Here is a 14,201-nt window from a genome sequence, read left to right as displayed (position 1 = left end):
GAAACGTAGTCGAAATTAATTCGGACTATACACAGCAGAATCAACTGACCATGGAGGCTTCGGTCAACGGAACGGAATGGGAGGCTGTGAATCCGGGCAATCTGTCCGGCGGCATGGATATCAGGTATGTCCGCCTGATAAACAGTGGCAGCGCACCGGTTACTTTTCAACTGTCCCAGTTTGCCGTTAGGTCAAAAGAAATCGCGGCGCCCCATTTTATGGAATCTAATATTGCAGCATCCTCAATAACCAATGCGGATCTTGCAGTGGACGGAGACCGCAGCTCAAAGGCAAACTTCAGTGTATCCCAGAAGGAAGGCCAGTATATGATTTATGATCTGGGCCAGACCATTCCTGTTAAGAAACTGAAAATGGTGCAGCATGACAGTGAAGTGGATTTTATCCGGAATGGAAAGGTATCCATTTCCGCAGATCTTGAAAACTGGACAGATGTCCTTACGATTGGCAATCCGGATAAAGATCCGGGGCAGGTGACCATTGATGAATGTTTTCCGGATCACGAAATATCTTATTACACGTTATCTACAGCAGAACCGGTAAACCAGGAAGCCAGATATGTTAAAATATCGGTGACCAAAGACTATAATGCAAGATGGATTCGCTTTAATGAGCTGGAAATCAACGACAACGAGTATATACCGGTTGAAAACAATCCAACGTTTGTGACCACTGATGTGGAAGAAAAAGGGCACCGGCCTTCTTATATAACCGATAATGACGTGTCCACAACCTACCGCTCATCCAAAAAAGAAGGAGAAGGAAGCCTTACCTACCGGGTATCAGGCAATACAAAAGTGACTGGGATTACCATTCTTCAAAGCCCGAATACCCTATCGGATGCGGATGTTTCCATACGTTACGGCAAAGACGACTGGAAGAGTATCGGCACTTTAAATAAAAGCCTGAATGTATTGGAAGACTTCGGACAGGAAGCGAGCGATGTATTTGAAATAAAAATTTCCTGGAGCCAGACAGCACCGGAACTTCATGAGATGTATCTGGTAACAGCAGAACCGGATCCGGTGGTACCGGAGGACAAATCATCTTTAATTGAAAAGTACACTCAAGCCTTAGCGATTGACGAAAAATACTACACTAAAGAAACCTATGCCGCATTGAAAAATGCCATGGATGACGCAGAAGGCGTAATTGGATATGCACAAGCTTCCAGGGAAGAGGTAGCGGCAGCATTGGCTGCGATTACCGATGCATTGGAAAAACTGAAAGATATTCCGGCTGACAAGACACAACTTCAGGAAGCAGTAGCCAAAGCAAAAGAGCTGGATGCGAAACTCTATACAGAAGATTCCTATCAGGCTGTAATCCAGGCTGTTGCGGCAGCAGAAGAAATACTTGAAAAAGAGGATGTAAAACAGAAAGAGCTGGATGAAAAACTGGCGGGACTGGCAGAGGCAGTAGATGCCCTGGTAATCAAAGGAACGCTCACGAAGATCAATTCCGGTGAGTTAATTGCCACGGCGGGAAGCCAGGAAGGCAGCGGTGCAGACGGCAATGCAGATCAGGCAGTGGATGGCAATGAAACCACCTACTGGCACAGCAACTGGTCAGGAAGTGCAGCTGTAAAACCGGATATTCCAAATAATATCCGTAATGAATTTACAATCGATGTTGGAAAATCACGCATACTCCGCAAACTGGAATATGTACCGAGACCCAATAATATCAATGGAAGAATTCTTGGCTATCAGCTTTATTACAGCCCTACGGAAAATGGGGACGATTTCATGGAAGTGCCGGGAGGAACCGGAACCTTTAGCGATACAGCTGATAAAAAAGAAATCATATTCAATACGATAAATGCCAGAAGAATCCAGATCAGGGCAACTTCTACCAGAGGGGATTCCGGCAATGATAAATTTATCTCGGCTGCGGAATTTTATGTATATGAGATTATTCCGGAAGAGGAAGAACAGACTTACCAGATTACTTTTGAAGGCGGAGCAGGAACAACCGGAGATGCACCGGAATCCATGACGGGAAAGGAAGGACAGCAGATCGCACTTCCGGATAATACCTTTACAAAAGAAGGCTTCACATTTATGGGATGGGCAGATGGAGAAGAAATTTACCAGCCTGGGGATGCTTATACGGTTCCTTCCTATGATGTGATATTTACTGCACAGTGGCAGGAAGAAATCGCTGAGATTTATACATTATCGTTTGAAGGCGGAGAAGGGGCAATTGGTGATGCTCCGGTTTCCATTACAGGGGAAGAGGGAGCACAGGTTGTGTTACCGGACAATACTTTTGTGAAAGAAGGATTTACGTTCAACGGCTGGAATGACGGAAACGGCATCTATCAGCCTGGAGATACTTATCTCGTTCCTGGAATGGATACCGTATTCACAGCAGAATGGTTCAGCGATGTTCCGGAGACTGAGGTGACAGCCTATTTTGAAGGCGGAGAAGGAGCAGCAGGCGAATCTCCGGAACCGGTAACCATTTTGGCGGGAAGTTCATTTGCCCTTCCGGATAACAGTTATACAAAAGAGGGATTTGTTTTCCAGGGATGGAACGACGGTATGAATACTTATCAGCCTGGCAGCGAGTACAGGTTGGTTCAGGATATTACCTTTACCGCAGTATGGGGGAAGAAGCCGGTACCGGCATATGTAGTTAACTTTCATGCAAACGGCGGAAATACCAATACACCAAGCATAACGGTCAATGAAGGAAGCGTTATTTCCGTACTGCCAGCCGCATCCAGAAATGGTTACCAGTTCCTGGGATGGTTTACGGCAGCAGACGGAGGAACACAGTTTACGGCATCCACGCGGATCACTGCAAACATGACTGTATATGCACACTGGAAACAAATTGTGGCGGTGCCTTCAAATGTAACAGGCTTGAAGACGTCTTACAATAAGACTAAGAGTATTAAAATTACATGGGAAAAGGCTGCCAATGCCAAAGGATACCATGTATACCGTTACGACAGCCGCCGGAATGAGTGGAAAAAAGTAAAGACTACCACTTCTCTCAGTTATAAAAATACGGGACTCAAAGACGGAACAAATTACAGCTATAAAGTAAAAGCATACAATCAAATAGGTTCGGAAATAAAAGAAGGCGGCTTTTCCTCCACTTTGAAAACGGCTACCGTACCTGCAAAACCATCGTTAAAGGTGAGCAAAACGGGTACCCAAAAGGTGAAGATCACCTGGAAGAAAACATCAAGGTGTGACGGAGTTGAGATTTACATGAAAGCGGGCAGGAAGAAATATAAAAAGATTGCATCCAAATCAAAATCTGCTTCCAGTCTGAAAAAGTCCGGACTTAAAAAAGGCACAACTTATCAGTTCAGAATGAGAAGATACAAGAGAGTTGGCAGCAAGAAAATTTATAGCAGCTATTCCAGTGTGAAAAAGGTGAAGATGTCCTAGAGCCTGTTTGAAAATTCATTCCTGCCATCTGTACGCCCCACTTTGCGGCATATTTGCCCCGAATTCAGGTTACGTAGCCCGCTACGCGCCCTTCATCCGGGACAAATCTCCCACAAACTGTGACGCACAGCTGCCAGAAAGCAATTTTAAAACACGCTCTAGTACAGCATTGTGTAATGATGTACTAGATATCCTGAGTGGCTGGAATGGTTAGCGAAATCGGCGACAGCCGAAAATAAAATGTCCCGTGCCAGCGCCTGTCGTCTGTAGATGCGCATTGGGAGCCGGAAGCGGCTGATCAATTCAACTCTTAAATAAAAAGCACTCCCTTCATTACCGTGAGTTCCCAGAACAGGATAGCACGTTAAAGAAGGGAGTGTTTACTTTTTTCTCACAGCATCAGCCGCACCCGAAATATGCCCTCGCCATCTCATACACCAGATTTCCGTCGCATCTTTTTACAAAAGCCGCAACGCTTCGGCTGCCCCAGCCATGTCTATCTACTTGGCTGGCAGACCACGTTTGTCCATCATGACTTCGCCTACATAGGGATTTGTCATTTCAAGTAGCAGCAGCCTGGTATCCACGGCGGTGAAGCAAAGGATACGCTTCTCCTCGGGGACAGCGGCGCAGGCGGCGACCGCGTTCTTCATGAAGTTGGAAACTGTCTAATGTAGCTAAAACACCACTGCATCAGTTGATTGGTAAAAAGCTTTAATGCAATTCCGATCACCAGCAGCATTAAAATGTCACAGTAAAATACGGCGGTGTAGTTTTCAGTCTGATAAAAGTAATAGTTAGAGCTGATATTGATGGCAAGCATAGGGGCGGTTACAAGCACATACACCAATTTGCTTTTGTATTTGGGTCTATTCTAAGATTGGGGTGAATATATGAATGAGGTATTTATCAGGACTGGATCACCTGGCTTTAGTTTAAGAAAAACGTATCATAATATCAAATCTTTCGCAGCTTCGTATGTGTTATTTAATATCATTATTACATAATCTTGACAAAAACGTTCTATCGTAGTAGAATGTTTTTAAGATATTCTACTACGATAGAATAAACTAATATGAAAAAACAATAAGGAGGATAAGAAGTCATGAAAGAAATGAAATGTACGGATAACAAAAATGGTAAAGTCAAAAGTACAGGCAAAGTAATCGGGGGAATCTGTGGGGTTGTTGTCCTGGCTGGGGTGACAGTGACGGCATTTGCAGCCGGACAAAAAGAGACTGCTGGATGCGAAGGCGCATCCCGGATAAATAAAATCAGCGCAGTCAGTGAAGTAAGTGGTGTAAGGGATATCAGCGCAGTCAATGAAATCAGTGCAGTCAGAGCATCCAGTGAAGTCAGAGCATCCAGTGAAGTCAGTGCATCTAATGAAATCAGTGAAATCAGTGCAGTCAGTGAAGCCAGTTCAGACAGAAGTGCGGATACTTATTGGATGAAGGATATGTCGGTATTTGGATCAAATGTGACCGATATAGCTGAGACCTACGCTTGTGAGAGCGCTATGGAGGATGGAAAAAGAGATGATTCCCAGGAAAAAGCATTAAAAAAATCTTTCGATGAAGTGAATTCCGAGTTTCTCAAACTAAAGGCAGACCTGGAAAAAAAGGAAGCTGACCGGAAGACGCTGCTTGGAAAAGAAAAAGATTGGAGCAATCCCGGTTTTCAGAATGAACTGGACAGCCTGGAAGAGTCTATGCATGACATATGCGATAAATTAAGTACGGTACAGGATGATGCTTATTATAATCTGGACGCACTGGTTTACGGATCCGAAAACTATGATGTGAATTACCAGAAATGGGATTCCGTTTTTGAAGCAGCCGCATCTCTTCAGCGCAGGTACTTTCTGCAGTTAAGCCACATTTATCAGAAAATAACAGATAAGACAACTGAGATATACGAAAAATATGGTTTGAAGCGTGATGAAAAAGAACACGAATATTATTATAACGGGAAAAAAGTACGTTACTTTGAGGACGGAGTATGGGAAGGACAAAGTTTTAGCGGTTCTATGTCCAGCGGGAATGATGGAGAAGTTGATGTATTTGCCTTGCGGGATAAGAATGGTGATCTGACCGGATTCGAAGTTTGTGATATAGACAATACCAAAGAACGGGTAAATGAGTATTATAGAAGTAAAGAAAATTTCAATTTTGAAGGAAGCGCAAATGCAGCCCAGGAAAGTGCTTTTTAATAAAATCGCAGCATGAATGTGGTGCGCCGATGAAAGTAAAGCGCAAAAGTGAAGCATACAGGTAAAGCATCGAATTACAGAATTGTATTTTGAACGCCGAAATCTGTATTTGGGCAGTTAGTGTTGAAAAACGGGACAACATCAGGGTATAATGGTAGCAGATCAGGGGTGAGAGGAGTGATGGGTTGTGAAACTGGAATATCGTATATTCACTGTTTTAATGGCTGTCCCGTTTTTTATTGCTGTTGCCGGGTTGTTTTTTCTGCCATCTAAAGTAGTAATGCATTGGAATATCAGGGGAGAGGCGGATGGATATGGCAGTAAATTTGTTTTGCTGCTTCTGCCTTTTGCTGCAGGATTTATGGGGCTGTTTTTGAAAGAAATGTTTAAATCAGAAAAAAAGTCAATAGCCGGCGCTTTTGGTATTAACATTGGAACTCTGGTATATTTCAATCTGATGGAAGTGGTTTTTATTGCCGGGGCTTATTGTGGAGCAAAGGGAATGCGGTTACCGGACTGGCTGGGTATTAACCAAAGTCTGTTCCTCAGCGGTGTTATTGCTGTTATATCTGGTGTGGTATGCTGGAAATGGGAGCAAAAAAGAATAAAAAATAAATAATATGTTTGTCAAAGCAGAAGCAGGAAAAATCTTCTGCTTTTTTTGATAAAAAAATATTGAGATGTGGTCTAATAATCAATGATTTTCAGAGTGTATAAAAATACATAGTTGATTTGTAACTAAAAATGTGGTATAAGTGAATTGTAAAATTTATGTAAAGTTTATATGAAAATGACGTAAGGCACTAGTAAAAAAATTCTAAATGTGTTATTATCTTCACATTAAAATGTGGAGGTAAGTACAGATGAGTAACAGCTATAAAATTAGTATTCTGGGATCAGGAAGAGTGGGATCTTCCATCGCCTATACGCTGACCGTTGGAGGCGTATGTTCTGAAATCGTTTTAGTGGATATTGCTAAGCAGTTGGCAGAAGGAGAGGCTATGGATATTATCCAGGGTACTCCATTCTCAAATTCAGTGAATATTTATTCAGGTGATTATAAAGATGTGGCAGGCTCCGATATTGTTATCGTAACCCTCGGCAGAGCCAGAAAACCAGGTCAGACCAGAATCGAACTGGCACAATCCAACGTAGACATAATCAAAAGTGTTATGCCTCAGGTTGCTGAATATGCGCCAAATGCAATTTATGTATTGGTAAGTAATCCGGTAGACATTCTTACATATGCAACATTAAAAGTAACAAATCTTTCACCAAATCAGGTAATCGGATCCGGTACACTTCTTGATTCCAGTCGTTTACGTTCAATCGTAGCAGAAAAACTGGGAATCAGTTCCAGAAATGTTCATGGTTATGTTTTAGGCGAACATGGGGATTCATCTGTAGTTCCGTGGTCTTTAGTTAGCATTGCAGGTATGACGATCGATGCTTATGAGAAAGCAGCAGGATTTGGAGAAGAATTTATCCAGGAAGACAACTTAATGTCTATGGAAAAAGAAATGAGAGAGTCCGGAGCCAAAGTTATTCAGAATAAAGGTGCCACAAACTATGCAATAGCTATGTCTGTACGTTATCTTTGCGATAACATCCTGCGCGGCGGTAATACCGTAATGGCAGTTTCCAGTCTTATGACAGGACAGTATGGAATGGAAGATGTATGCTTAAGTATCCCAAGCATCGTCAACAGCTCAGGCCTTGTTAAGACACTTGAACCTCAGTTAAAAGAGGAAGAAGTAGAGAAGTTATTAAACAGCGCTAACGTGCTGAAAAATATAATATCAACTCTTGAATTTTAAGAGACAATCTAGGAGGAATAAAAAATGGATTACGCATCAGAATCATTAAAGAAACATCGCGAGTGGAAAGGTAAAATCGAAGTTATCTGCCGTGCACCATTGGAAAATAAGGACGATTTATCTTTAGCATATACACCGGGTGTAGCTCAGCCTTGTCTGGAAATCCAGAAAGACGTAAACTTAAGCTATGACCTCACAAGACGTTCAAATCTGGTAGCTGTTGTTACAGACGGAACTGCAGTTTTAGGTCTTGGAGATATCGGACCGGAAGCAGGAATGCCGGTTATGGAAGGAAAGTGTGCATTATTCAAAGCTTTTGGTGATGTAGATGCAATTCCGCTTTGCATTCGTTCTAAAGAAGTAGACGATATTGTTAAGACAGTAAGTTTACTTGCTGGAAGCTTTGGTGGAATCAATCTGGAAGATATTTCTGCACCACGCTGCTTCGAAATCGAAGAAAAATTAAAAGCTTGCTGTGATATCCCGATTTTCCATGATGACCAGCATGGTACAGCTGTTGTTACACTTGCAGCACTTTTAAATGCATTAAAACTGACTGGTAAGAAAATTGATGAGATTAAAGTAGTAACTAGCGGAGCTGGTGCTGCCGGAATCGCTATCATCAAATTATTAATCGCTATGGGATTAAAGAATGTAGTTCTCTGTGACAGACAGGGTGCTATCTACCAGGGACGCGATAACATGAACCAGGAAAAAGAAGAAATGGCTAAGATCACAAACTTAGACTGCCGCAAAGGTACCTTAGAAGAAATGTTAACAGGTGCTGACGTATTTATCGGCGTTTCTGCACCTGGATGTGTAACACCGGAAATGGTTAAGAAAATGAACGCAAATCCAATTCTCTTCCCTATGGCTAATCCTACACCAGAGATTATGCCTGACCTTGCAAGAGAAGCAGGAGCAGCAGTAGTTGGTACAGGAAGAAGTGATTTCCCGAACCAGATCAACAACGTACTTGCATTCCCGGGAATCTTCCGTGGAGCACTGGATGTACGTGCAAGCGAAATCAACGATGAAATGAAGATTGCAGCTGCAAAAGCAATTGCATCTTTCGTTACGGATGACAAATTAAGTGCTGAATATATTATTCCAAGCGCACTGGACAAGTCTGTTGCTCAGGCAGTAGCTGAAGCTGTTGCAAAAGTAGCAAGAGAAACCGGAGTTGCCAGAATCTAGAGCGTGTTTTAAATTATTTTAAACAGGCCCAAGTATGGCATAAAGCTTGAGTATACTTAGATAAATAATGAAAAGAGAACCTGCTTTGTGGTTCTCTTTTTTTAAACGCAGGGATTTTTTGATATTTAGGAAAAAAATTCTATTGACAATTTGCATTTATAAGTTATAATAAACTCATTAATAATAAAGCGAGGAAGATTGTATGTTAAGTGTGTCTGTAAATGAGAGTGCGGTAACAAAATAGTTACCAGGGTTGAAACTATGCGTGAATTCACGCTATAAGTGAACCCGGAGACCGGCATTTGATAAAGAAATGCCTGTTTCACTCTGCCTTACAGACTGCTTTATACTTTCATGACAAAGGGAGATGTGTTCTCACATCAGACCATTTTGTCACTGGCTTTATTTTTGTGTCTGAAAACAGGAATACGTGTGAAATTCCCTGAAACATGATTAAGCCCACCGAAGCAGTACGTCTTGTACAGCGTTTTTTCTCAACTCCGATTACAGGGAGGAGAGGAATGATGCTGTATTAATGAAAGGCAGAACCTTCGGTGGGCTTTTATGATGTATTTAGAGAAAGGGAATCAATATGAATGTGATTGAAGTAAGCGGATTAAGTAAACAGTATAAGCGTTATCAGAAAAAGGAAGGGCTCTCCGGAAGTATAAAGGGGCTGTTCAGGCGGGAATATACGGCTAAAAATGCAGTAGATCAGTTTGATCTGGATGTTAAGGAAGGGGAATTTGTAGGGCTGATTGGAGCTAACGGGGCCGGAAAGACCACTTTGGTGAAGATGCTGACCGGTATTATTGCACCTACCAGCGGAAAAATTCGTGTTCTGGGATTCGAACCGAATAAGCTGGAAAATGAGTTTAAGCGGCAATATGCAATTGTAATGGGGCAGAAGAGTCAGTTGTTTTTTGAATTGACGGCGGAGGATACACTTCGTCTTTATAAAGAGATATATGGGATCCCTGAAAGGGAGTTCCTGGAAAGTAAGGCGTATTTTGTACAGTTATTTGGAGTAGAAGATTTAATGAACGTTCAGGTCCGTACCCTGTCACTGGGCGAGCGGATGAAACTGGAGTTGATGACGGCACTGTTACATAATCCGAAAATATTATTTCTGGATGAACCAACCATTGGACTGGATGCGGTTGCCGGGAAACAGATCCGGAAATTTTTGAAGCAGGTAAATGAAGAAAAAGGCACGACCATTTTGCTGACGTCCCATTACATGGAGGATATTAAATTGCTTTGCCATCGTTCGGTTGTAGTAAATGGCGGAAAGAAAATATATGACGGAGAGACACAACGGCTATTCGAACAATACCAGCGCTTTAAGAAGATTACCGCTGTATTTGACCATCCTGTTGAGGCTGTACAAGCTGATAAAAAATGTACCTGTACGATCCTGGAGTCCACACCGTTTAAAGTAGTGATACAAGTGGAAAAAAGTCAGGCGGGCTGCCTGCTGGAGTACTTAATGCAGTCTTATGGTCCAAGTGATATCACAGTTGAGGAAGAAGAAGTAGGTAATGTGGTGGAACGTATTTATAAAAGCGGGGAGGTGGAAGTTTGAGGAAATATATGGAGGTTACAAAAATTTATTTAAAGCAGCAGCTGATCTGGAGAGCGGATACCGTTTTCCAATTAATTATAATGGTTACAAAAATATTATTTGCATATCTGCTCTGGGGGGCTATTTTCGGAAAACAGCAGGAAGTTGCCGGATTTACATTTCATGCCATGCTGTCCTACTATATCGTAAGTTCCTTCCTGTCCCAGATTGATACTTCCGGAGAAATCGGTCAGGATATCAGCGACAGAATAAGGAACGGGACATTTTCCAGTTATATGATTCTTCCGATGGGAACCCTGCGGTATTACATTGCCAGACAGATAGGAACGACCGTTTTTTATGGCGGATGTATTCTGGGAGCACTTGCCCTTTGGATGATGGTATTTCCCATTGGTTTTGTATTTACCGGAAATTTGGAGATGATATTCGCGGCACTGGTGCTGGTAATAATGGGAATGCTATTTATGGTTCAGCTGAACTATTTTCTGGGAATACTGACTTTTCGATTTCAGGAAATCAGCACATTCCTTATGATAAAGGATAACCTGGTAGCTTTGGTTACCGGTACGTTAATCCCGCTGGCATTACTTCCTGAAAGCGTAACCATGGTTATGAAGATATTTCCGTTTTACTATGTCACCTATCTGCCATCCATGGTTCTGATTGGCAAATGTCAGGATGAGGTCTTAACCGGTATGGTGGTATTGACGATATGGAGTTTATTCTTTGCCGTGTTAAACCAGGTGTTCTTTGGAAGGTACCGTATAAAATATGATGGAGTTGGAATATGAGAAATAATTATAGATTTATAAAAGAATTGCTGAAACTCAGAATGACACATCTGATGGCATTCCGGTTAGGATTTTTTGGACCGCTATTTGTGGATACCAGCCTGTTTCTTATACAGATACTGGTATTTCAGGCTATATTTTCGAATGTTGACAAGATAGGAAGCTGGGGACAGGGGGAAATGATCATCTTTATAGGGACATTTTCCATGATTGATGCCCTTAACATGACGATTTACTTTTTCGGATTGCTGACCATACCGGATAAAGTAAGAAACGGTGAGCTGGATTTGTACCTGACAAAACCGGTGAATCCGCTTTTGCGTATTACTTTTGAAAAAGTCAATCCGGGTACTCTGCCACAGATACTGTTTAGTGCAGGAATTATTGCATATGGGGTATCGGTCGGAGGATTTCAGATTCGTATGATCCATGTCGTCGGATATATTTTGTTTGTATTGATTATGACATTGTTATTTTATGACCTTGAAGTGATGCTGCGGACAACTGCATTTTTTATTATTTCCACAACGGGGATATTGAAACTGGAAGAGGCCGGATTGGATTTGTGTATGAAAATACCGGGTGTGGTGTTCCAAAGCGGGTTTAAAATCTTTTTTTATGTGGTTCTACCCTATGGTGTAATCGCAACGCTGCCGACGCAGGTTTTGACAAATTCACTGTCAATACAGGGAATTGTTTTCGGAGTGGTAATTGTGGTAGCTTTCACTGCTCTTATGCTTCGTTTTTGGAAATTAGGATTAAGACATTATAACAGTGCCAGCAGTTAATGTATCTGCGGACATTATTTAAGGAAAATGATAGATGTGAGGTTGAAAGAAAATGATAAAATTGAAAGGAAGCCACTCAGCGATTCTTTCAACCGGTTTTAGTGTGGCTGTATAGCAGGCATACCTGCTATTAATAATAGGTATAAAAATGAATAAATATATAGAAATGTTAGAATTTGATAAAATGACAGAGAAACTAAAAGAATATACGGTGACGCAAAAGGCAAGGGAAAAATTTGATGAAATGACACCGATCATGGATGAAGCAGAATTGTGGAAGCGGCAGCAGGAAACAACAGAAGCCAGAATGCTTTTAGACCGGGACGGAACGCCTCCGTTATCCAATACGGATCAGATGGATATGATTGCAGAAGGTGCATATAAAGGAGAAATGCTCAGTATAGAAGAATTAGAACAGGTCAGCCGCTTTGCTGTACTGGGGATGCGTTTAACCCGTTATCTTAAAAAGAGTGACGAAATGGGGCTTAAGATATCAGAATACGGACGCGGCTTGGCAGATCTGGAAATCTTAAAAGAAGAAATTGAACGCTGTATCCGAAGCGGACAGATTGACGATTATGCATCGAAAGAACTGAGAGAAATCAGAAAAAAGAAAGACCGCATTCTTAACAATATCCGAATGAAACTGGACAATATGCTGAAAAGTAAGAAAGAGTGCTTTTCCGAAAGCTTCATTTCCAACCGGAACGGACACTATACACTCCCGGTAAAAAAAGAGCATAAATTGAAGATCAGCGGCAGTGTGATTGACGTCTCTTCATCAGGAGCAACGTACTTTATAGAGCCATCCAGTGTATCAAAGCTGAAAGCAGAACTGGGTGAATTGGATATCGCGCAGAGCAATGAAGAGCGCAGGATACTATATACCCTGTCTTCCTGTGTAGGAGAGTATAAGGCAGAGATACTACTGAATCTGGAATATATAGAAGAACTGGATTATATCTTTGCTAAAGCAAAATTAAGTGCAGCGATGCAGGGAGTGGAACCAGAGATCAATACCGGCAGAAGAATACGGATCGTTAATGGCAGGCATCCCCTGCTTGGCCGGGAGTACTGCGTGCCGCTGAACCTGGAACTGGGAGAGCATCATCGGGGAATTATCATTACCGGACCAAATACGGGAGGAAAGACGGTAGCATTAAAAACAGTAGGCCTGTTCTCGATTATGGCACAATGCGGATTGCATGTTCCCTGTGAGGAGGCAGATTTAGCCATGAATACCCAGGTGTTATGTGATATTGGAGATAACCAGAGCATTCTGGAAAATCTCTCTACGTTCTCAGCCCATATTAAAAATGTCATCGATATATTAGAACTGGTGGATAAGGAGTCCCTGGTATTAATGGATGAGGTGGGTTCAGGAACTGATCCTGCAGAAGGAATGGGGATTGCAATTGCCATATTGGAGGAATTGAAAAACAGTAATTGCAGTTTTATCGCTACAACCCATTATCCGGAAGTTAAGGAATATGCAGAAAAGACGGAAGGAATACAAAATGCCAGAATGGCATTTGATAAAGAAAGTCTGAAGCCATTATACCGACTGGAGATTGGTGAAGCCGGAGAAAGCTGTGCATTCTACATTGCAAAACGACTGGGTATGCCTGCTAAGATGCTGAAAAGAGCATATGAGGCGACTTATAAAGTTGATTCTAAGCAGCAGGATAATAATGAAAAAGTAAAACTGCGGAGGGAAAATGGTTTAGATGAGCGGCTATTTGAGAAAGGCCTGGAAGAGATTTCGGAAAATATGCTGGAAAATATGCCGGAAAATATGCCGGAAAAGATAGAGCATAAAGGATCCGGGCAGATTCTAAAAGCGGCAGGAACCAAAAAAGCGCCAATGGAAAAAGAAGAAAGCCAAACACAAAAACGTTCTGAAGGATTTCATATTGGGGACAGCGTTATGGTATATCCACAGAAAAAAATTGGTATCGTATACCAGCCAGCGGATGTAAAAGGAGATGTAGGGGTACAAATTCAGAAAAAAAAGGTTCTGGTGAATCATAAGCGCCTTCAGATAAAGACAAAAGCAGAGGATATGTATCCGGAAGATTATGATTTTTCTATTATTTTTGATACTGTGGAGAACCGTAAAGCCCGCCATCTTATGGAAAGAAAATATGTAAAAGGATTAGAGGTTCCGGTTAATCTGAAAGAATCGTAAAACTTTAGATATATAAATTTAAAATGGCTCTGACAAATGTCAGAGCCATGATATTAACATCCGAAACAATTACGGATAAAGGCTAATAAGTCTTCACAGTTTGTAAAACACATGGGTATTATCCTCCTTTGCCTTTATTTGTATTAGCTAAGTACAATAGAATTGTAACAGTTTTGTAATATAATCGCAATAGTTTAT

9 protein-coding genes and 2 pseudogenes are annotated in these 14,201 nt (G+C 41.7%); 10 read left to right on the top strand and 1 reads right to left on the bottom strand.

Annotated elements, in window-relative coordinates:
• On the top strand, positions 1-3,425 hold a 3,425-nt coding region (locus tag RHS_RS22635), incomplete at its 5' end, for an InlB B-repeat-containing protein (RefSeq protein WP_395023383.1).
• Here RHS_RS22635 and RHS_RS31690 read toward each other — a convergent pair.
• Positions 3,343-3,555: pseudogene (locus tag RHS_RS31690) on the bottom strand (DUF6783 domain-containing protein). The gene RHS_RS22635 and the pseudogene RHS_RS31690 sit on opposite strands and share 83 nt — an antisense overlap.
• On the opposite strand from RHS_RS31690, the pseudogene RHS_RS31685 reads away from it, so the two are divergent.
• The 9 genes and pseudogenes from RHS_RS31685 to RHS_RS22595 form a co-directional block, all read left to right on the top strand.
• Positions 3,493-3,639: pseudogene (locus RHS_RS31685) on the top strand (DUF6783 domain-containing protein); the annotation flags it as partial. The pseudogenes RHS_RS31690 and RHS_RS31685 sit on opposite strands and share 63 nt — an antisense overlap.
• A gap of 891 nt (positions 3,640-4,530) precedes the next feature.
• Positions 4,531-5,637 (top strand): hypothetical protein, encoded by a 1,107-nt coding sequence (locus RHS_RS22630; protein WP_047834441.1) that lies wholly within the window; start codon positions 4,531-4,533, stop codon positions 5,635-5,637.
• A 187-nt stretch (positions 5,638-5,824) separates the two neighbouring features.
• Positions 5,825-6,256, top strand: coding sequence for a DUF1648 domain-containing protein (locus RHS_RS22625; protein WP_027296254.1), 432 nt, complete (start codon positions 5,825-5,827; stop codon positions 6,254-6,256).
• A gap of 244 nt (positions 6,257-6,500) precedes the next feature.
• Positions 6,501-7,454: an L-lactate dehydrogenase gene (locus tag RHS_RS22620; RefSeq protein ID WP_027296255.1), complete on the top strand. Its 954-nt coding sequence runs from the start codon at positions 6,501-6,503 to the stop codon at positions 7,452-7,454.
• 24 nt (positions 7,455-7,478) lie between these two features.
• Positions 7,479-8,651: an NADP-dependent malic enzyme gene (locus RHS_RS22615; RefSeq protein ID WP_027296256.1), complete on the top strand. Its 1,173-nt coding sequence runs from the start codon at positions 7,479-7,481 to the stop codon at positions 8,649-8,651.
• 592 nt (positions 8,652-9,243) lie between these two features.
• Positions 9,244-10,236, top strand: coding sequence for an ATP-binding cassette domain-containing protein (locus RHS_RS22610; RefSeq protein WP_027296257.1), 993 nt, complete (start codon positions 9,244-9,246; stop codon positions 10,234-10,236).
• Complete coding sequence (locus RHS_RS22605; RefSeq protein ID WP_047834440.1) at positions 10,233-11,027, top strand: ABC-2 family transporter protein; 795 nt, start codon at positions 10,233-10,235, stop codon at positions 11,025-11,027. The genes RHS_RS22610 and RHS_RS22605 overlap by 4 nt, the downstream gene beginning before the upstream one ends.
• On the top strand, positions 11,024-11,815 hold the full coding sequence (locus RHS_RS22600) for an ABC transporter permease (protein WP_047834439.1): 792 nt from the start codon (positions 11,024-11,026) through the stop codon (positions 11,813-11,815). The genes RHS_RS22605 and RHS_RS22600 overlap by 4 nt, the downstream gene beginning before the upstream one ends.
• A gap of 148 nt (positions 11,816-11,963) precedes the next feature.
• Positions 11,964-14,003 (top strand): DNA mismatch repair protein MutS, encoded by a 2,040-nt coding sequence (locus RHS_RS22595; RefSeq protein ID WP_047834438.1) that lies wholly within the window; start codon positions 11,964-11,966, stop codon positions 14,001-14,003.
• The last annotated feature ends 198 nt before the right edge of the window (positions 14,004-14,201 follow it).

The organism is Robinsoniella sp. RHS, from assembly GCF_001029355.1.
Lineage (GTDB): Bacteria > Bacillota > Clostridia > Lachnospirales > Lachnospiraceae > Robinsoniella > Robinsoniella peoriensis.
The sequence above is the reverse complement of the archived record's forward strand: the minus strand, read 5'-3'. Positions and strand labels throughout refer to the sequence as shown.